The following is an 18,049-nucleotide window of genomic DNA, read 5'->3' as shown; positions in this document are numbered from 1 at the left end:
CCACTTCCGGGGAGAAGAAATGGCCTGGCACGCCCTCGTCGACGTGTCCCGAGAATCCGCATTACCGCTGACCGCCCAGATCGAGTCCACCCTGCGGAGCGAAATATCGGCCGGGGCGCTGCACCCGGGCACCCGGCTGCCCTCCAGCCGGCAGCTCGCCGAGGACCTCGGCGTCTCGCGCAGCGTGGTGGTCGAGGCGTACGGCCGGCTCATCGCCGAGGGCTATCTCGAGGCCGTACGGGGCTCGGGCACCCGCGTCGCCCCGCACATGGCGGCGCCGCCCGCGCCGCCGACGCTGCTCGACGACGGCCTGGTCCCGCCGGCCCGCTGGGACCTGCGCGGCGGCACGGCCGGCCTGACCGGCTTCCCGCACCGCGAATGGCTCGCCTCCTACCAGCGGGCCCTGGCCGGCGCCGGCCCGAACGACCTGGACTATCCGCCGCTGTCCGGCGCCGGCGCGCTGCGCGAGGAGCTGGCCCAGTACCTGGGCCGGGCGCGCGGGGTGCTCACCACCCCCGGCCAGATCATGGTGATGTCCGGCTTCGCCCAGGCACTCGGCCTGCTGTGCTCCGTACTGTCCGCCGGCGGCATCGACCGCATCGCCATGGAGGACCCCTGCCACCACCGGCAGCGGCAGTTCCTCCAGGAGGTGGGGCAGCGGCCGGTACCGGTCCCGGTGGACGCCGACGGCATCGACGTCGACGCGCTCTCCCGCACCGGCGCGCGGGCCGTACTGGTCACCCCCGCCCACCAGTTCCCCACCGGCGCCACCCTCACCGCACAGCGCAGGGAAGCCCTCGTCCGCTGGGCCCGGGACACCGACGCCTGGGTGATCGAGGACGACTACGACGGCGACCTGTGGCTGGAGCGCGGCGCCCGCCCGCCCGCGCTCCAGCGGCTGGCCCCCGAGCGCGTGGTGTACGGCGGCACCGCCAGCAAATCCCTCGCCCCCGGTCTGCGCTTCGGCTGGCTGGCGGTGCCCGCCCGGCTGCTGGCGCCGCTGGAGCGGATGCGCTCGCACCGCGATCTGGGCTCGGACGTCGTCACCCAGCTCGCCTTCGCCGAGTTCCTGCGCTCCGGCCACTTCGACCGCCATCTGCGCCGCCGCCGCGCCCGCTTCCGCGTCCGCCGCGAGGCCCTGACCCAGTCCGTACGGCGCCATCTGCCCGGTGCCCGGATCGCCGGCGCGGCGGCCGGTCTGCACGTCTACCTGAGCCTGCTTCCGGGCACCGACGAGGCCGCCCTGGTCGAACGGGCGCTGCGCCGCTCGGTACTCGTCCGCGGCGGCCGCCGCTACCACGCCCGCCCCGAACTGGCCGCGCCCGCCCTGGTGCTGGGCTATGCCGCGGTGCCCCGTACGGGGATCGCGGAGGCGGTGGAGGCGCTGGGCGCGGCGTACGCGGAGCGGGGGCCGGGCCCGGCACCGGCACCGGCGAGGAAATTCTCGAACAGCGCCGACCCGCCCTCCGTCATGATGCTCTCCGGGTGGAACTGCACGCCCTCGACCGCCAGTTCACGGTGCCGCAGCCCCATCACATAGCCGTCGTCCTCGGACGTCGCCGTCTCCACCAGCTCCGCCGGCAGCGGCCGGGAGACGATCAGCGAGTGGTAGCGGGTGGCGACTGTGCCCGACCCGAGCCCCCGGAACACCCCGGCCCCGTCGTGGCGTACGGCGCTGGTCCGCCCGTGCATCAGATGGTCGGCCACCGCCACCCGCCCGCCGAAGGCGAGCGCGATCGCCTGATGCCCCAGGCACACCCCCAGCAGCGGCACCGCTCCCGCGAAGTGCCGCACCAGCTCCACATGTCCGGAGTCGGCCGGATGTCCCGGACCGGGCCCCAACACCACCGCATCCGGCCGCGTGGCCGCCAGCTCCTGCGGGCTGCGGGTGTGCGACCGCACCACCTCGGTGGCGGCCCCCAGCGTCCGCAGATACTGATCGATGATGTGCACGAAACTGTCATAGGCATCCACCAGCACAACCCGCATCACGCCAGCTCCTCACCGGTCAGCGCCCAATAGGCGGCGCCCATCTTCGCCAGGGTCTCGTTCCACTCCGCCTCGGGCGTCGACTCCGCCACGATGCCCGCCGAACTCTGGGTGGAGTACGTCCCCGTACGGCCGTCGCGCACCACCGTCCGGATGCACAGCGCCAGCTCGCTCCAGCCCCGGACATCGATCAGCCCGACGGCGCCCGCATACATCCCGCGCGGCTCCCGCTCCAGCCCGTCGACGATCTCCATCGCGCGCAGCTTCGGCGCGCCGGTCATCGTCCCCGCCGGGAACGTCGCACACAGCGAATGCCAGACATCGGCGGTCGGTTCCAGCCGCCCGGTGACCGTCGAGACCATGTGGAAGACATGGGAGTACGCCTCGACGGTCATCAGATCGTCCACCGCCAGCGAGCCCGGCCGGCACACCCGCCCGATGTCGTTGCGGCACAGATCGACCAGCATCACATGCTCGGCCTGCTCCTTCGTGCTGGTCAGCATCTCCTTCACGCGCAGCTGGTTCTCCTCTTCCGACGCCGTCAGCCGCGTCGTACCGGCGATCGGCCGCATCGCGAGGGTGTCGCCCACGGTACGGAAGAACAGCTCAGGGCTGGCGCCGATGAGGGTGTCGCCGGCCCGCGGCGCCAGATACATGTACGGCGAGGGATTGCGGTGCCGCAGCCGCCGGTAGACCTCGACGGGCGTCAGCGCGGTCTCGACGTCCACCCGGTGCCCGATCTGGATCTGGTAGATGTCCCCGACCCGGATGTGCTCCAGACACCGCCGCGCCCACCCCAGGAAGGTCTCCCGCGCAACGCTGTCACGCACCGCACGCGGCGCCGGCGCCGGCGGACAGTCCGCGCCGTCCCCGCCGGCCGCTTCTGCTGCTTCTGTCGCTTCTGCCGCCTCCGCCGCGAGCGCCGCGACATCGGGCTCCGTCGCGTACGGATACGGCCCCGGGAACGCTTCCGAGCGCGCCGTCAGCAGCCGCGCCCGGCCCGCCTCCCGGTCGTACCAGACGGTGTCCCGGTAGAGCGTGAAGGTCATATCGGGGCCGCCGCGCTCGCCGTCCCGAGCGGGTAACTCGTCCATGTGCCAGGCGGCTTCGTATCCCAGGCACGCCAGAAACCCGAACGCATAGGACTCGCCGGCGCCCGCAACATCGCCCGTCACGGCGAACCTCGCCTGGGCCCGCCGCAGCAACGCCCAGATCTGCTCGGCCCGTTGGAACGCCCACCCCGGATGCCGCCCGGGTTCCCCCGGCACCATCCCGGCCGCCTCGGCCGCGGCGGCCAGTGCGTCGCACAGCGCGGCCGCGCCGTCGATCTCCACCCGCCCGGCGAACACCCGCACCTCGGCCAGCCGCCCGTGCCCGACCACCGCCCAGCGACGGCCCTGATCCGGACCGGCCAGACTCTCGAAGAGAAAAGGCTCGTGCGGCCCCGATTCCCGCTCCAGGGCGGCATGGAGCCGCAGCGGATCGTGCGGCGCCAGCTCCCTTTCCGTCACGTGTACGCCGATCGGCACGCCATCGGATTTGTCTTCGTATCCCATTCGGCAAGCGAAACATTTGGCCGCGGACCGCGACCAGACCAATTGAGCGACGTCCCAGCAGTCCACTCCGGCGACGCTTGACCGCATTCCGTCGGACGGGTTGGAATTCTTACGACAGGGCCGCCCCACCGAAGCGAATACACCGCTTGTTCCTCGGCATTTCACCCGCAGCCAGAACTCACCCACAGCAAAGGCCCGCGATGACGACCCAGCACACCCCCTCGCCCACCACCCCCGACACCTGGCGCACCCGCCCGGCCGCCCAGCAGCCGCAGTGGCCCGACCCGGAACTGCTGCGCGAGGTCACCGACGGGCTCTCGCACGCCCCCGCACTCGTCTTCGCGGAGGAATGCGACCGGCTGCGGGAACGGATGGCCGCGGTCGCCCGCGGCGAGGCGTTCCTGCTCCAGGGCGGCGACTGCGCCGAGACGTTCGCCGGGGTGACCGCCGACGCCATCAACCGCAAGTTACGCACCCTCCTCCAGATGGCCGTGGTGCTCACCTACGGCGCCGCCGTCCCCGTCATCAAGGTCGGCCGGATCGCCGGCCAGTACGCCAAACCCCGCTCCCGGCCGACCGAGACCCAGGGCGACGTCACCCTCCCCGCCTACCGCGGCGACGCCGTCAACGGCCTGGCCTTCACGGCCGCCGACCGCCGCCCCGACCCCCGACGGCTGCGCCGGATGTACGAGGCCTCGGCCGCGACCCTCAACCTCGTCCGCGCCTTCGCCACCGGCGGCTACGCCGACCTCCATCAGGCGCACGCCTGGAACCGCGGCTTCGTCTCCCACTCACCCGCCGGCCGCCGCTACGAGGAGCTGGCCGCCGAGATCGACCGCTCGCTGCGCTTCATGGCGGCATGCGGGGTCGACCCCCAGGAGCTGCGCGCCGTCGAATTCTTCGCCGGCCACGAGGGCCTCCTCCTCGACTACGAGGCCGCGCTCACCCGCACCGACACCCGCACCGGACACCCGTACGCGGGCAGCGGCCACCTCCTGTGGATCGGCGAGCGCACCCGCGACCTGGACGGCGCCCATGTCGAGTACTTCTCCCGCATCCGCAACCCCCTCGCCGTGAAACTCGGCCCCGACGCCACCGCCGACCAGGCCCTCGCCTACACCGAGAAGCTCAACCCCACCGCCGAGCCGGGCCGGCTGACCTTCGTGGTCCGGATGGGCGCCCGGACGGTGCGCGACCGGCTCCCCACCCTCGTGGAGAAGGTCACCGCGCAGGCCGCCCCCGTCGCCTGGGTCTGCGACCCCATGCACGGCAACACCTTCGAGGCCCCCAGCGGCCACAAGACCCGCCGCTTCGACGACATCCTCAGCGAGGTCGAGGGCTTCTTCGCGGTGCACCGCGCCCTCGGCACCCACGCCGGCGGCATCCACGTCGAACTCACCGGCGACGACGTCACGGAGTGCATCGGCGGCGGCGAGGAGGTCCTGGTCGACGACCTCCACCGCCGCTACGAGACGGCCTGCGACCCGCGGCTGAACCACAGCCAGTCGCTCGAACTGGCCTTTCTGGTCGCCCAGATGCTCCGCACCTGAACCCCGCCCGCTCCCGTTCACCATCCCGCGACGGTGTACACCGCGAACCCGGCGGCGAGCAGCGCGGCGACGGTCCGCCGGGCCCGGGTCACGCCGGTCCAGGGAGCCTCGAAGCGGCGGACGTCACGCCCGATGAGGATCAGCGCCGCCGCGAACACGGGCAGCCAGGCCAGCCGGGCCGCGAGCCAGGGGAGGCTGTCGGGGACGGTCGTCAGGCCCGGCACCGTGCCGAAGAAGGAGCTCGGTACGGCGGCGGCGAGCATCGCCGTCTGATGCCAGCAGAAGATCGTCATCGCCGAGAGGTTGACCAGGACCACGGGCGCCCACAGCGCGGGGCGGCGCAGCAGCTTTGCGATGCGGTCGCGGAGGAGGAGGGCGGCGCCGGACTGGGCGGCGGCCAGCGCCAGCACGAGCAGCGACGGCGGGTGGGAGTTCGTGCGGTCCTGGCCGGGGACGCCGACCATGCTCGCGGGGTAGTGGAAGGCGAGCAGCAACAGCGCGAACAGGGCGCTGCCGCCGAGCAGAAGGACCCAGGCAGCGCGCCTGCCGAGCCTCTTCTCGCCCCAGGCGACGCCGAGCTGGTAGGCGAACAGCCAGCCGGGGAGGAGATTGAGCACGCTCAGCCAGCCGGGCACGGCGTCGGCGTACGGTCCGTAGCGCAGGAAGTCCACGACGGCCACGCAGACGAGCAGCGGCGCCGCGGCCCAGGCACCCAGCCGCCGCGCGGCACGGACGCAGTACGGGGTCAGCGCCGTGACACCCGCGTAGACGCCGACGAACCACAGCGGCTGGATGACCAGCGTCGCCCCGGTCCGCAGGGTGGCTGCCGGTACTCCGGCGGCGAACAGGAGGGGAAGCAGGGCGGCCCATACGGCCGTCACCCCGAGCACCGGACGCCCCAGGCGGGCGAGCCGCCCGCCCAGCCACCGGGCGGTGGACTCACCCCGGTCGGTGGCGCGCCGGTACGACAGCACCGACGCATGACCGCCGACCAGGAAGAAGATGCCGAGCATCTGCAGCACCCAGCTCAGCGGCGCCAGGAAGGGAAGGGCGGTGAGCGGGCTGGCGTTGTGCAGCGCCCCGTCCGCATCGCGGGCGAAGCCGCCGAGCAGCCAGTGGCCGGTCGGTACGGACAGGAGCGCGAGAGCGCGCAGACCGTCGATGGCACGGTCGCGGTCGGCGGGGGTCCGCGCCTCGGTCGACCCGATCATCCGGCGTACGGGGGCGAGCAGATCAGCCGAGGTCATGGCGGCACTCCTGGTCATCGGCGGCGCAGCGGACTGCGGAGTAGGCGCCGAGGGCGATATCGGCGAAGTTGTCGAGCGAGTCGGCGCCGGGGGCGAGATAGCCGGTGTGGCCCTCGGCCCGCTCGGCGGAGACGCGGCGCGCCCCGTACGCGGGGTCGGTGGGATCGGTGCCGTGGCCCAGGCCCAGCAGGCGGAGGTGCGGAACGTCGCCGATCCAGTCGGTCGCGTCCCGGGCGGCCCAGACGCGGGCGGTGGTGCCCAGCTCGGCCACGGTGTCGGCGCGCGTCCCGGGGCTGCCGAAGAAGACCAGGTCGGAGACGGTGTCGGGCCCCATGGCCGGCGCGGCCACGCCGCACAGGACCGAGCCGTAGCTGTGGCACAGGACGGTGGGCGCGGGGATTCCGGTGGCCTTGAGGCCGGCGAGGAGGCGGTTCAGCCGGGGCGCCCCGGCCTCGGCGAGGCGGCCGGTGACGGCGTCCGGACCCAGACCGACCGGGGTCGTGTAGCCGGCCCAGGCGATCACCGCGGTCGGCGTATCGGGCGCGTTTTCGGCCATCTTGCTGTGCAGCGCCCGCGCCATGCGCGACGGTGTGCCGTAAGGGTCCTCGGTGCGGTCGAACGACCCGGCGTCGATATCGGAACCGGGGACGACGACCGCCGTACGCCGCGCCGTCTCCGCATTCCCGTACACCTCGGCGATCTGGCCCCGACCGCGCGGATCGAAGGCGAGTATCTGCCGACCGGGCCGGAGGAATGCGGCGTACCGGGCCGAGGTCTCCCGGTCGCTCTGCGAAGCCGTACCCGACCGTTCCAGCGCCGCCTTCGCCGCCTTTATGGCAAGGGAATTGGCCCGGTAGCGCAGCGGAAGGGGAGCCCCGTCCAGATTCCCGACGGTGAGCGGATGACGGCGTGCCAATTCCCGCTGCCGGGCGTCGGTCAACGAGGCGAAGAAGCGGGCGACGGTGGCGGGGGAGGCGGTCGCCGGATCGGGCAGCGACCGGCTCAGGGAGTGATCCGCGCGCCAGGCGGCGGCGCCCGGCGGCGGGGTGGTCACGGCCATCTCCCCGCTCCCCACGACCCAGCCGCCCGTACCGACGACGGAGATGAGGACCAGCCCGATCGCCTGGGCCAGACGCCTCTTGCGCAGCATTTCGGTCACGTCCTTTCCCCGTCCGGACGCCCACGGCCCGGACGCTCTTCATGCTGGAGGGGAAAAGGCGCGAACACAGTGACGGCAGCAGGCCAACCGCGGTAGGGCTGGCTGTACTTCGGGCCCTGGGGGCTGCCGCTACCCGGGGGTGCGGCTACCTGGAACATTCGGCCTCCGCTTAATGCCCTGGCCGGTGCCGATGCCCGATGAAACCCTTCGGGGAATTCGTCAGCCGACCGAACCCGGCAGCCGACCGGACCCGCCATCTGACGAAGCCCGCCATCTGTAAGGAAGCTGGGGCCGAGGGAATCCGATGAGCATCCCGAGAACGACCGCAGACCCGAGAAGGACCGCCGATCCGGAAGGGACCGCCGCGCCCAGAACGGTCGCCGAAAAGCTGTGGGAAAGCCATGTCGTTCACCGGGCGCCGCAGGAGCCGGACCTGCTCTATGCCGATCTGCACCTCACCCACGAGGCCACCTCCCCGCAGGCGTTCGACGGCCTGCGCCTCGCCGGACGCCGCGTGCGCCGCCCCGAGCTGACGCTCGCCCTGGAGGACCACAACGTCCCCACCGACACCACCGAGATCCACGACCCCGTCAGCCGCACCCAGATCGACACCCTGCGCGCCAACTGCGCGGAATACGGCGTCGAGCTCTACCGGATGGGCCACCGGCGCCAGGGCATCGTGCACGTCGTGGGCCCCCAACTCGGCCTGGTCCAGCCCGGGATGACGGTGGTCTGCGGCGACAGCCACACCTCGACCCACGGTGCACTGGGCGCCCTCGCCTTCGGCATCGGCACCAGCGACGTCGAGCACGTACTGGCCACCCAGTGCCTGGAGATCGACCGGCCGCGGACCATGGCGGTGGAGTTCACCGGGACGCTGCCGCCCGAGGTGGGGGCCAAGGACCTCATCCTGGCGCTGATCGCCGAGATCGGTACGAACGGCGGCCGCGGCCATATGATCGAGTACCGGGGTGAGATCGTCCGCGGGCTCTCGATGGAGGCCCGGATGACGCTGTGCAACATGACCATCGAGGCCGGCGCCCGCGCGGGTCTGATCGCCCCCGACGACACCACCTTCGCCTATCTGGCAGGCCGCCCGTACGCCCCCCAGGGCGCGCAGTGGGACGCCGCCCTGGCCCACTGGCGCACCCTGCGCACCGACCCCGGCGCCGTTTTCGACCGGACGGTGACCCTGGACGTGTCGGACCTCACCCCGCTCGTCACCTGGGGCACCAACCCCGGCCAGGTCGCCCCCGTCGGCGGCGTCGTGCCGCACCCCGACGAACTGGCCGACCCGCAGGCGCGCCTGGCGGCCCAACGCGCCCTGGACTACATGGATCTGACGCCCGGCACCGCCCTGCGCGATCTGACCATCGACGTGGTCTTCCTCGGCTCCTGCACCAACGGCCGGATCGAGGATCTGCGGGCCGCCGCCGGCGTACTGGAGGGCCGCAGGGTCGCCGACGGCACCCGGCTGATCGTGGTGCCGGGCTCCGCGCAGGTCCGTACGCAGGCCGAGGGGGAGGGCCTGCACGAGGTGATCACCGCCGCGGGCGGCGAATGGCGGCTGCCCGGCTGCTCGATGTGCCTGGGCATGAACGCCGACCGGCTGCGCGGGGCCCAGCGCTGCGCCTCGACCTCGAACCGCAACTACGAGGGCCGGCAGGGCGCGCAGGCCCGTACCCATCTCGTCTCGCCGTCCGTGGCCGCCGCGACCGCCGTGGCCGGCCGCCTCGCCGCCCCGGCCGACCTGGTCCCGTAGTGCGTGTCCCGGCCCCCGAAGGAACGGAATCCCACAATGACCAGCCTGAAACCCTTTGACACCTTTACCGGGCGCGCCGTGGCACTTCGCCGGGACAATATCGACACGGACCAGATCGTTCCCGCGGAATTCTGCAAGAGGGTGACGAAAACCGGCTATGCGGATGCCTTGTTCGCGCGCTGGCGCGAGGAGCCGGACTTTGTTCTGGACCGGCCGGTGCACGCGGGCGCCGGGGTGCTGGTGGCGGGCCGTAACTTTGGTATCGGCAGCTCCCGGGAACATGCCGTATGGGCGCTGAAGGACGGTGGATTCACCGTCGTCATAGCCACCGGATTCGGTGACATTTTCCAGCGCAATGCGATGAACAATGGATTGCTGCCGGTCGACCAGCCGTCGGTGGTGGTGGAACGCATCATGAATGAGGTGGAGCGGGACCCGGGTCGGGAGCTCACGGTCGACCTCGTGAATTGCCGGCTGACGATGGCGGGGAGCGGCTGGGACTTCACGGTGAACGAGCGGGCCCGGCAGCTTCTCCTCAGGGGGCATGATGCTATTTCGGCCACTTTGCAGCGCGACTCCGTGATCGCGGAGTACGAGGCGAGCCGCCCCGACTGGCTGCCCACGTTGCGTCTGAGCAGCTGACCGAGCCAGCGAGCACGTCAAGGTTCAGTCAGCTGAACCGTCATAGGCGTGCGCACCCCCCTGTCAGAACTTGCGTCCCCGACGCACCATGGGTACCACTACGGACTGCCACGGACCGCCAGGGCCCACTACCCGGCACCACGGCAATTCCAAGTGTTTACGAATGCCAACCGAGAACTCGTGATAGCGTCGAATGGACTTGCGAGTTGGGCGGTGGGGCGGCTAGTCGCCGGTGAACCGAGGCCGGTTCGACGATGCGCACGGATCCTGCGGGGGAGTATGCGTCGCATATATTTTACGTCAGAAAGCTTGTCAAGAACCAGAATTTCGCCCGAGGTCAGCCAGTTACGCGAGGCCCTCTTCGCGCTGGAAATGCTTAGCGTGGGAGGCGGCGGACCGGTTTTCAAACCCTGGCGCAAGCAGATAGGCGGTTCGGGAAATATCCGCGCGCTGGTGAAACTCGCGCAGATCGTGCGGCCGTTAGCGGACATGGGCCAGATACTGCGGCGCGACGGCAATGGCACACCGTCGGTCGGGAACACCGCCGACCGGGCCGATCGGCCGCAGGTCGTCCGCGATCTCGAGGAATTCCATGCCATTGCGGTGGCCCCCTACTGGACCGCCATCGCCAAGGCGCTGAACTCCGACCGCACCGCGCGCGGCCAGATCATGCTCAGCGACGGCGTGGGCAAACTGCTCGCCACGCTCCACCCCGCCATCCGCTGGACGCCGCCGATCCTCGAAATCCCGGGAACGGGCGGCGATGTGAAACTGGAGGTCGGCGGACTGGTCCTGGTCCCCTCCCTCTTCCTCGCCGGCCGCCCGCCCACGCTCTCGGGCGAGGGCGGCGACGGCCGTCCGGCGACCCTGATCTACCCCACCCCCGTGAACGCCGACTGGGCGGAATCCCTCTGGGAGCCCAAGGAGGGCGCCGACCACGCCCTGCACGCGCTGGTGGGCCGCACCCGGGCGGCCGTACTGGAAAGCCTGACCCGAAGCCGCACGACCACCGAGGTCGGCGAACGCGTCGGCATCTCCTCCGCCGCGGCCAGCCAGCACACCTCGGTCCTGCGCGCGGCCGGCCTGATCACGACCGTGCGCACCTTCAACAAGGTCCAGCACACCCTGACCCCGCTCGGCGGCGCCCTCCTCCACGGCGACCTGGCCGGTCAGAACTGATCGGCCGGGCCCCGGGCCGGGCCCGGCCGCGGAGCGGCCTCGACGGCTCCGGCACACCGGCCGGCGGAGCGGGCAGGTACGGACCCTCCGCCGGGCCGAGGCGGCGGCGGAGGATCCGGAACCGGCAAGCGGTACTTCTCGGGCTGCTGCCTACTGGCTGCGGCCTACTTGCTGCTGCTCACTGACCGGAGACGATGCCGGACTTCGCGATCTTGATCGTCGAACGGGTCTTGCCGCTCTGCGAGCCCTCCGCCTCGATCGTCTTCACGATGTCCATACCCTCGACGACCTCGCCGAAGACGACGTGCTTGCCGTCCAGCCAGCTCGTGACGATGGTGGTGATGAAGAACTGCGAGCCGTTGGTGTTCTTCCCGGCGTTGGCCATGGACAGCAGGCCCGGCTTGGTGTGCTTCAGCTTGAAGTTCTCGTCGGCGAACTTCTCGCCGTAGATGCTCTTGCCGCCGGTGCCGTCGCCCCGGGTGAAGTCGCCGCCCTGGAGCATGAACTCGGGGATGACCCGGTGGAAGCCGGAGCCCTCGTAGCCGAAGCCGTGCTCACCCGTGGCGAGCTCCCGGAAGTTCCTGGCGGTCTGGGGAACCACGTCGTCGTACAGCTTGAAGACGATCCGTCCTGCGGGCTTGTCGTTGATGGTGATGTCGAAAAACACGTTGCTCATGAAGTCATCCTCACATCCCCTCTCCCGTGGGGGAAAACAGGGCTGCCACCAATGGCCGCACCCGCACCGCGGACCGGGCCCGCCGCCGCGCTCCGGGTGATCCGGCGTGGCGGCCGTACGGGGAAGGCACAGGCGTTCGTACCGGCCCTGGTGACCCGACGCTGATGTCGGATTCTCGCCAGCCAGCCCCCGTCGGCTGAGGAATCCTTGAGGGCATGCACACCGACACCGAGCGCTGTCTGCGGGCCGTGCAGTCCAAGGACGCCCGCTTCGACGGCTGGTTCTACACCGCCGTGCTCACCACCGGAATCTACTGCCGCCCCAGCTGCCCGGTGGTGCCGCCCAAGCCCGAGAACATGCGCTTCTACCCGAGCGCCGCGGCCGCCCAGCAAGCCGGATTCCGGGCCTGCAAGCGGTGCCGTCCGGACGCCAGCCCGGGGTCGCCGCAGTGGGACGAACGGGCCGACCTGGTCGCCCGGGCGATGCGGCTGATCGCCGACGGGGTCGTCGACCGCGAGGGCGTCCCGGGGCTGGCGGCCCGCCTCGGCTACAGCACCCGCCAGATCGAGCGGCAGCTGCTGGCCGAGCTCGGCGCGGGGCCGCTCGCGCTGGCCCGCGCGCAGCGCGCCCAGACCGCCCGGCTGCTGGTGGAGACCACCGCGGTGCCGATGGCCGACGTCGCGTTCGCCGCCGGGTTCGCCAGCATCCGTACCTTCAACGAGACCGTGCGGGAGGTCTTCGCGCTCTCCCCGACCGCGCTGCGCGAGCGCGCCCGGCCCGGCCGGGAGAACGCCGCGGCGCCCGGCACCCTCACGCTGCGGCTGCCCTTCCGCCGGCCGCTGAACCCCGACAACCTCTTCGGGCATCTCGCGGCCACCGCCGTCCCCGGCGTCGAGGAGTGGCGCGACGGCGCCTACCGCCGCACCCTGAGCCTCCCGTACGGGCACGGCATCGTCGCCCTCTCACCCCGCCCCGAACACATCGACTGCCGCCTCGCGCTCACCGATCTGCGCGACCTCGCGGGCGCCATCGCCCGCTGCCGGCGGATGCTGGACCTCGACGCGGACCCGGAGGCCGTCGACGGGCTGCTCCGCGAGGACCCGCAGCTGGCCGAGCTGGTCGACAAGGCGCCCGGCCGCCGGGTGCCGCGCACCGTCGACGCCGACGAGTTCGCGGTCCGCGCCGTACTGGGCCAGCAGGTCTCCACCGCCGCGGCCCGTACGCACGCCGGGCGGCTGGTCGTCGCGCACGGCGAGAAGATCGACGACCCCGGTGGCGGCCTCACCCACCTCTTTCCGTCCGCCGCCGCACTCGCCGCACTCGACCCCGAATCCCTGGCGATGCCGCGCACCCGCCGGGCCACCCTCACCGGCGTCATCGACGCCCTCGCCTCCGGCGCGCTCCAGCTCGGCGTCGGCAGCGACCGGGAGGCGGCCCGCGCCCGGCTCGCGGCGCTGCCCGGCATCGGCCCCTGGACCGTGGAGGTCGTCGCCATGCGGGCGCTCGGCGATCCCGATGCCTTCACGCCGACCGACCTCGGGCTGCGCCGCGCCGCCGCCGGCCTCGGGCTGCCCGCCACCCCGGCGGCCCTCATCCGCCACTCGTCCGTCTGGCGACCCTGGCGCGCCTACGCCGTCCAGTACCTCTGGGCGACCGACGACCACCCCATCAACCACCTCCCCACGAACTGAGCCCACCGCCATGACCATTGACACGACCGACCGGCAAGCCGAGCCGCTCACCCACACCGTCCTCGCCGACACCCCGGTGGGCCCGCTCACCCTCGTCGCCCTCGGCGACGCCCTCACCGGCCTCTACATGACCGACCAGCGGCACCGCCCGCCCCAGGAGACGTTCGGCACCCCGGCGGACCCGGACGATCCGCCGTTCGCCGCGACCATCGCCCAGCTACGGGCTTATTTCCGCGGCGAGTTGACCACCTTCGACCTCCCGCTCGCGCTGCGCGGCACGCCCTTCCAGCGACGGGTCTGGGCGGCGCTGTGCACCATCCCGTACGGCGAGACGGTCAGTTACGGCCGGCTCGCGGAGCAGCTCGGTGTCCCGACGGCGGCCCGCGCGGTCGGGCTGGCCAACGGCCGGAACCCGGTCGGCATCATCGTGCCGTGCCATCGCGTCGTCGGCGCCAACGGAAGCCTCACCGGCTACGGCGGCGGCCTGGACCGCAAGCGCCGGCTGCTGGACTTCGAGCGGACGGAGAACGTGCTGTTCCCGGTGGAGGGCTGCGGCTGACGCGACGGGGTGCCGGCGCGGTTACGGGGCGGGGGAGTTGGCCGCGGGCGGCGCGATGCCGCCGAGGAGGGCCCGTACGGTCTCCGTGGCGAACTCCTCCTCGCTCCGTGGGAGCAGCGCTCCTTCCGGCGCCCGCCCGTCGAAGAACAGGTCGAGGAACGCGCGGTGGAAGCAGGCGCCGATGAGCAGGGTGGCCGCGGCGTGCGGGTCGATGCCGGGCGAGACCCGGCCCCGTTCCTGCTCGGCGGCCAGGTACGCGGCCAGGTGCTGGGTGGCGTTCTGCGGGCCCACGGTGCCCAGCTCGTCGAGGCGGCGGCGGTGCGTGGCCAGGAGCTCCGGGCTGGCGAACAGGGAGGCCGCCATGGGGAAGGCCCGGCGGTAGAAGCGGACGGCGGCCAGCGTCACCTCCGTCAGGTGCGCGGCGGGGCCCCGGTCGTCGCCTGCCCTGCCCGGCAGCTGGGCCAGCGCGTCGGAGAACTGCGGGGCGCGCTCGTGCAGCACCCGGACGAAGATCTCCTCCTTGTTGCGGAAGTGCTTGTAGAGCGAGGCCTCCGAGCAGCCCGCCTCCCGGGCGATCACCTTCGTCGTCGTGCGTGTCAGGCCGACGGTGCTCATCAGCGTGGCGGCGGCGTCGAGGATGCGGGAGCGCGTCAGGGCGCCTCCGGTCAGCGGAGCGGCGGCGTCATGAGTCATGGGTCCGAGTCTACATTGACAGGTGAGTGAGCACTCACTCACACTGGTTGGTGAGTGCTCACTCACCTATTTCGCGCACCCTCTTTGACACCTGACACCTGACACCTCGGGAGAAGCCATGAAGCTCACCGTTCTCGGCGCGTCCGGCGGCGTCGGCCGGCACCTCGTCACCCACGCCCTGGCCGACGGGCACGAGGTGACCGCCGCCCTGCGCAGCCCCGAGAAACTGGCCGTCCGGCACGAGCGCCTGACGGTCGTACGCACCGACCCCCTCGACGCCGCATCGGTCGAGACCGTCGTCGACGGCGCCGACGCGGTGCTCTCCGGCATCGGCCAGGGCGGCCGCCATGACCCGCTGCGCCCCGCGTCCACCTCCGCCCGCGCCGTGGTCGAGGCACTGACCGCCACCGGCGTACGCCGTCTGCTCGTGGTCAGCGCGGGCCCGCTCAACCGCACCGGCGCGGGCCAGCCGGTGCTCACCCACCGCGTGTTCGGACCCTTGCTGTGGGCGGTCCTCAAGGAGCTCTACACCGACCTGGAGCGCATGGAGGCAGTGCTGCGCGAGAGCGGCCTCGACTGGACCGCCGTCCGTCCGCCCCGGCTCCTCGACAAGCCGGGCGAGGGCCGCTACCGCCACGCCATCGAGGCCGGCCCGGCCGGCGGCGTCATCGCCCGCTCCGACGTGGCCCGCGCCATGCTCGATTTCGTCGATGAGACGGCGACCTTCAGCCACGCGGTGGGCATCAGCCGCTGACACCTCGTCGACGGCGGAGCGGCCAAGGCCGCCTGGACACCGGCCTTTCCCCCGTCTCTCCGACCGTGATCGGAGAGACCAGGCCTCAACGGAAGAGCGCGATCAGCTTCCGCAGGATCCGGGACAGCCGGCTCGTGCGGGCGGCGGGCGGCCCCGGGGACGCGACCTCGTGCGGGGCGGCCGCGCCGGGCGGCGATCCCTCCGGGCCTGCCGGTGCGGGGATGCCGGCCTGCTCCGGCGCGGGCCGGCCGGCGGGCCTGGGGATGTCGGGCTTTCCGGTGCGGGTCTTTTCCGTGGGGTTCTTTCCGGTGGGGTTCTTTCCGCTGCGTGCGGCTTCGGCGCGTACGAGCGCGCCGAGAGCGGCGAAGACGTCGATGGGCATGCCGATCTCCTGCGCTGAGCAAGTAGGGACCTGAGGACGGCAGGCCGAGCTCGCCCCTCACCCGAAGGCAGGAAAACGCGGGCGAACACCTCGGCCGGGCCGGATCAGCAGCGCAGGACGACCGTCCGCTCGGGTGGTGCGCCGACGGCGGGGTGAACCGCTCCGGGGGAGGCGCCCCCCGGGGCCGCGACAACGGTGCCGAGGGGCATGCCCCCGATGGCCTTGCCGCAGGTCCCCGTGGGTGTCTGATGGCGCAGTGGGCATGCCGACGCCTTGTTGCGCGCGGCGCCGCTGCCCGGATGGTGTTTCCGGCCGCCGGCCGATGTCAGCTCGGGCGCATCGGTGGCACAGTGCACCACCGGCATGCCCGACGAGAAGGCGGCGGGGGCGTGGGTGAGACAGCGGTCCGCCCGGGGGGACGGCAGGTGACAGGCGCCGACGATGAGCGCGGCATGCAGCAGCGCCAGCAACGCGACGAGCAGCAGACCGCGCACACCGCCGGCATCCGTGGCGCGGCCACGGCTGACGGTGTCGCGCATGAGCTTCTCCCAACGCTCTCCGCGAGGGATTCCCCAGAAACCTGCCTGGATACTCCAGAAAAGGGGAAAGGCGCGATATTTCCACCTGATCCGGGCATGCGTTCGCATGTATGTCCCACCGTCGCCCGGCCGATCGCGGGCGCCCCGCCCCGTTTCAGCCGCCGACCACCGCCCGCACCTCCTCCACCAGCCGCTCCGCCTCCGCCACCGATGCCTTCAACTCCTCGGCCGTGGAGCCGAGTCGACCGAGCAGCGCGGTGGCGCGGGCGGCAAAGCCGGGCGGCGTACCGGGGAGAGCCGAGGCCGCCGCGAGAGCGCCCTTCTCGTTGAGGCACCAGACGCCGTGGTGGGCGTGCAGCGCCTGGACGAGGTCGCCGACGGCTCGGGACAGGCACAGGGCCGCGTGGAGTACGTCCCCGCTCCCGCACGACTTGGCCGCCATCGCCGCCGAGAATCCCGCATCCCACACCGCGCCCCCGGCCAGCGAGGTCCGCAGCGCCTCGGGGTAGCGCCCGGCCTCCTCCTTCAGGCGCGCCAGCTGCCCGTCCGTGTCGGCGAGCACCTGTCCCAGCGCCACCTCGCCCGGATAGGCGGGGGACCAGAATCCCAGCGGGTGACCGGCCTGCATGCCGGTCTCGAAGCGGCCCGCGCGGCACTCCTGCCACACCTGCCGCACACGGTCCACGTCCCGCAGGATCCAGTCCACATGTGTGCCGTCGGGCAGGACGAGCCAAGCCCCGCCGTTCACCCATGCGCCCCAGGCGCCCGGCCCGTACACCTCGACGGGCCCGCCGGTCACCGCGGCGGCCAGCGACTCCAGCGCCGCCAGATCGACCTCGCCCCGGTAGTAGACCCCCAGATCCCAGTCGGAGTCCGCCCGGTGCGTCCCCCGCGCCCGGCTCCCGCCGAGCATCACCCCCACAACTCCCGGCACCCGCACGGTCCTTGCGGCGATATCCGCCATGCGTTCGAGATCATCCATGGCGCCCACACTAGGACCCGTTCGACTGCTGATGCTCGTCCGGGCCGCGTCCAGGGCCTGCGGGCTTACGGGCCTGCGGACTTACGGGCTCACGGGTCTACGGACGGGTCTGCGGCGAGGGATTGCACCCGGACTCGGCCGCCACGCCGGACTGCCCACCTTGACCCCCCACCCCGACCGGCGCCCCGCCCCCTCCCGGCGATACGATCGACGCACATTTTGAACTCGTTCAAAAAAGGGAGCAGGCCATGCCCGAGCCGACCGTGCCCGACCGAACCGACACGCCCGCCGTTGCCCTGGGCCCCACCGCACTCGTCCTCGGCGCCCTCTCCGCCGCAGGTGCATGGGCACCCGCCCTCGCGCTCGTCACGTTCCCGTGGGCGCTCATCGCCGGCGGCCTCGCCGTCACCTTCGGTGCGGCGGGCATCCACTACGCCCGCCACGGCATCGGCCATCTGTGGGCCGCCACCGCCGGAACCACCCTCGGCGCCCTCGGACTCGCCGGCACCCTCGCCCTCTTCGGGGCGTTCGGCGCCTGATGACAGCACACCCAGGGCGCTTCTGACGGATCTCCGCGGCGTCGCGTCGCTCCTTCTTCCACGGAGATCCGTCAGAAGCGCCCTAGGTGGTGTCCGCAATGTCCCGCCTGGCTCGCGGCGCCTGGCACGCACGCTCGCTGCGTTGTCGGG

General features: G+C 72.3%; 17 protein-coding genes and 1 pseudogene. 9 read left to right on the top strand and 9 right to left on the bottom strand.

Annotated elements, in window-relative coordinates:
- Nucleotides 1-19: 19 nt before the first annotated feature.
- Nucleotides 20-1,327, top strand: a pseudogene (locus ACIGWZ_RS28765) (PLP-dependent aminotransferase family protein); the annotation flags it as partial.
- A gap of 11 nt (nt 1,328-1,338) precedes the next feature.
- Here ACIGWZ_RS28765 and ACIGWZ_RS28760 read toward each other — a convergent pair.
- Both ACIGWZ_RS28760 and ACIGWZ_RS28755 read right to left on the bottom strand, forming a co-directional pair.
- Nucleotides 1,339-1,989: an anthranilate synthase component II gene (locus tag ACIGWZ_RS28760; RefSeq protein ID WP_400069844.1), complete on the bottom strand. Its 651-nt coding sequence runs from the start codon at nt 1,987-1,989 to the stop codon at nt 1,339-1,341.
- The gene (locus ACIGWZ_RS28755; RefSeq protein WP_400069606.1) at nt 1,989-3,545 is read right to left on the bottom strand and encodes an anthranilate synthase component I family protein; all 1,557 of its coding nucleotides are present in this window, start codon (nt 3,543-3,545) and stop codon (nt 1,989-1,991) included. The genes ACIGWZ_RS28760 and ACIGWZ_RS28755 overlap by 1 nt, the downstream gene beginning before the upstream one ends.
- A 200-nt stretch (nt 3,546-3,745) precedes the next feature.
- Here ACIGWZ_RS28755 and ACIGWZ_RS28750 point away from each other — a divergent pair, with 200 nt between their 5' ends.
- Nucleotides 3,746-5,095, top strand: coding sequence for a class II 3-deoxy-7-phosphoheptulonate synthase (locus ACIGWZ_RS28750; protein WP_400069605.1), 1,350 nt, complete (start codon nt 3,746-3,748; stop codon nt 5,093-5,095).
- A 17-nt stretch (nt 5,096-5,112) separates the two neighbouring features.
- Here ACIGWZ_RS28750 and ACIGWZ_RS28745 read toward each other — a convergent pair whose 3' ends face one another.
- Together ACIGWZ_RS28745 and ACIGWZ_RS28740 are read right to left on the bottom strand one after the other, a co-directional pair.
- Entirely contained in the window at nt 5,113-6,342 is a 1,230-nt protein-coding gene (locus ACIGWZ_RS28745) for an acyltransferase (RefSeq protein ID WP_400069604.1), read from the bottom strand.
- A complete protein-coding gene (locus ACIGWZ_RS28740; protein ID WP_400069843.1) occupies nt 6,329-7,492 on the bottom strand; it encodes an alpha/beta hydrolase in 1,164 nt (387 codons plus the stop codon). The genes ACIGWZ_RS28745 and ACIGWZ_RS28740 overlap by 14 nt, the downstream gene beginning before the upstream one ends.
- A 313-nt stretch (nt 7,493-7,805) precedes the next feature.
- On the opposite strand from ACIGWZ_RS28740, the gene leuC reads away from it, so the two are divergent.
- The 3 genes from leuC to ACIGWZ_RS28725 all read left to right on the top strand — a co-directional run bounded on the left by leuC (nt 7,806) and on the right by ACIGWZ_RS28725 (nt 11,084).
- Nucleotides 7,806-9,263, top strand: coding sequence for a 3-isopropylmalate dehydratase large subunit (leuC, locus tag ACIGWZ_RS28735; RefSeq protein ID WP_400069603.1), 1,458 nt, complete (start codon nt 7,806-7,808; stop codon nt 9,261-9,263).
- Nucleotides 9,264-9,308: 45 nt separating this feature from the next.
- Nucleotides 9,309-9,905 carry a 3-isopropylmalate dehydratase small subunit gene (gene leuD / locus ACIGWZ_RS28730; protein ID WP_400069842.1) on the top strand — a complete coding sequence of 199 codons (597 nt, stop codon included), beginning with the start codon at nt 9,309-9,311 and terminating at the stop codon, nt 9,903-9,905.
- 453 nt (nt 9,906-10,358) lie between these two features.
- The gene (locus ACIGWZ_RS28725) at nt 10,359-11,084 is read left to right on the top strand and encodes an ArsR/SmtB family transcription factor (protein ID WP_400069602.1); all 726 of its coding nucleotides are present in this window, start codon (nt 10,359-10,361) and stop codon (nt 11,082-11,084) included.
- Nucleotides 11,085-11,262: 178 nt separating this feature from the next.
- Here the strand turns inward: ACIGWZ_RS28725 and ACIGWZ_RS28720 are convergent, their stop codons facing one another.
- Nucleotides 11,263-11,760, bottom strand: a complete 498-nt coding sequence (locus tag ACIGWZ_RS28720; protein ID WP_400069601.1) for a peptidylprolyl isomerase — start codon at nt 11,758-11,760, stop codon at nt 11,263-11,265.
- Nucleotides 11,761-11,975: 215 nt separating this feature from the next.
- Between ACIGWZ_RS28720 and ACIGWZ_RS28715 the strand changes: the two genes are divergently transcribed.
- Nucleotides 11,976-13,451, top strand: a complete 1,476-nt coding sequence (locus tag ACIGWZ_RS28715; protein WP_400069600.1) for an AlkA N-terminal domain-containing protein — start codon at nt 11,976-11,978, stop codon at nt 13,449-13,451.
- Nucleotides 13,452-13,461: 10 nt separating this feature from the next.
- Nucleotides 13,462-14,010: a methylated-DNA--[protein]-cysteine S-methyltransferase gene (locus ACIGWZ_RS28710; RefSeq protein WP_400069599.1), complete on the top strand. Its 549-nt coding sequence runs from the start codon at nt 13,462-13,464 to the stop codon at nt 14,008-14,010.
- 21 nt (nt 14,011-14,031) lie between these two features.
- On the opposite strand, the gene ACIGWZ_RS28705 is transcribed toward ACIGWZ_RS28710, so the two are convergent.
- Nucleotides 14,032-14,703, bottom strand: coding sequence for a TetR/AcrR family transcriptional regulator (locus ACIGWZ_RS28705; protein WP_400069598.1), 672 nt, complete (start codon nt 14,701-14,703; stop codon nt 14,032-14,034).
- A 118-nt stretch (nt 14,704-14,821) separates the two neighbouring features.
- Here ACIGWZ_RS28705 and ACIGWZ_RS28700 point away from each other — a divergent pair, with 118 nt between their 5' ends.
- Entirely contained in the window at nt 14,822-15,457 is a 636-nt protein-coding gene (locus ACIGWZ_RS28700) for an NAD(P)-dependent oxidoreductase (protein ID WP_400069597.1), read from the top strand.
- Nucleotides 15,458-15,542: 85 nt separating this feature from the next.
- Here ACIGWZ_RS28700 and ACIGWZ_RS28695 read toward each other — a convergent pair whose 3' ends face one another.
- From ACIGWZ_RS28695 to ACIGWZ_RS28685, 3 genes are all read right to left on the bottom strand, one after another.
- Nucleotides 15,543-15,839, bottom strand: a complete 297-nt coding sequence (locus ACIGWZ_RS28695) for a hypothetical protein (protein ID WP_400069596.1) — start codon at nt 15,837-15,839, stop codon at nt 15,543-15,545.
- Nucleotides 15,840-15,943: 104 nt separating this feature from the next.
- Entirely contained in the window at nt 15,944-16,378 is a 435-nt protein-coding gene (locus tag ACIGWZ_RS28690; protein WP_400069595.1) for a hypothetical protein, read from the bottom strand.
- A gap of 154 nt (nt 16,379-16,532) precedes the next feature.
- A complete protein-coding gene (locus tag ACIGWZ_RS28685) occupies nt 16,533-17,342 on the bottom strand; it encodes a nucleotidyltransferase domain-containing protein (protein WP_400069841.1) in 810 nt (269 codons plus the stop codon).
- A gap of 266 nt (nt 17,343-17,608) precedes the next feature.
- On the opposite strand from ACIGWZ_RS28685, the gene ACIGWZ_RS28680 reads away from it, so the two are divergent.
- On the top strand, nt 17,609-17,899 hold the full coding sequence (locus ACIGWZ_RS28680; RefSeq protein WP_400069594.1) for a hypothetical protein: 291 nt from the start codon (nt 17,609-17,611) through the stop codon (nt 17,897-17,899).
- Nucleotides 17,900-18,049: the final 150 nt, after the last annotated feature.

Origin of the sequence: Streptomyces sp. NPDC053427 (genome assembly GCF_044544985.1) — a bacterium.
Taxonomy (GTDB): Bacteria; Actinomycetota; Actinomycetes; order Streptomycetales; family Streptomycetaceae; genus Streptomyces.
This window is presented reverse-complemented; position numbering and strand designations above follow the sequence as displayed.

Excerpts from the sequence above, each read along its gene's own strand:
- ACIGWZ_RS28680 (WP_400069594.1), top strand. The coding sequence starts at position 17,609 with ATGCCCGAGCCGACCGTGCCCGACCGAACCGACACGCCCGCCGTTGCC.
- ACIGWZ_RS28720 (WP_400069601.1), bottom strand. The coding sequence starts at position 11,760 with ATGAGCAACGTGTTTTTCGACATCACCATCAACGACAAGCCCGCAGGA.
- ACIGWZ_RS28695 (WP_400069596.1), bottom strand. The coding sequence starts at position 15,839 with ATGCCCATCGACGTCTTCGCCGCTCTCGGCGCGCTCGTACGCGCCGAA.
- ACIGWZ_RS28705 (WP_400069598.1), bottom strand. The coding sequence starts at position 14,703 with ATGACTCATGACGCCGCCGCTCCGCTGACCGGAGGCGCCCTGACGCGC.
- leuC (WP_400069603.1), top strand. The coding sequence starts at position 7,806 with ATGAGCATCCCGAGAACGACCGCAGACCCGAGAAGGACCGCCGATCCG.
- ACIGWZ_RS28690 (WP_400069595.1), bottom strand. The coding sequence starts at position 16,378 with ATGCGCGACACCGTCAGCCGTGGCCGCGCCACGGATGCCGGCGGTGTG.
- ACIGWZ_RS28745 (WP_400069604.1), bottom strand. The coding sequence starts at position 6,342 with ATGACCTCGGCTGATCTGCTCGCCCCCGTACGCCGGATGATCGGGTCG.
- ACIGWZ_RS28740 (WP_400069843.1), bottom strand. The coding sequence starts at position 7,492 with ATGCTGCGCAAGAGGCGTCTGGCCCAGGCGATCGGGCTGGTCCTCATC.
- ACIGWZ_RS28700 (WP_400069597.1), top strand. The coding sequence starts at position 14,822 with ATGAAGCTCACCGTTCTCGGCGCGTCCGGCGGCGTCGGCCGGCACCTC.
- ACIGWZ_RS28750 (WP_400069605.1), top strand. The coding sequence starts at position 3,746 with ATGACGACCCAGCACACCCCCTCGCCCACCACCCCCGACACCTGGCGC.
- ACIGWZ_RS28755 (WP_400069606.1), bottom strand. The coding sequence starts at position 3,545 with ATGGGATACGAAGACAAATCCGATGGCGTGCCGATCGGCGTACACGTG.
- ACIGWZ_RS28685 (WP_400069841.1), bottom strand. The coding sequence starts at position 17,342 with ATGGCGGATATCGCCGCAAGGACCGTGCGGGTGCCGGGAGTTGTGGGG.
- ACIGWZ_RS28710 (WP_400069599.1), top strand. The coding sequence starts at position 13,462 with ATGACCATTGACACGACCGACCGGCAAGCCGAGCCGCTCACCCACACC.
- ACIGWZ_RS28760 (WP_400069844.1), bottom strand. The coding sequence starts at position 1,989 with ATGCGGGTTGTGCTGGTGGATGCCTATGACAGTTTCGTGCACATCATC.
- ACIGWZ_RS28715 (WP_400069600.1), top strand. The coding sequence starts at position 11,976 with ATGCACACCGACACCGAGCGCTGTCTGCGGGCCGTGCAGTCCAAGGAC.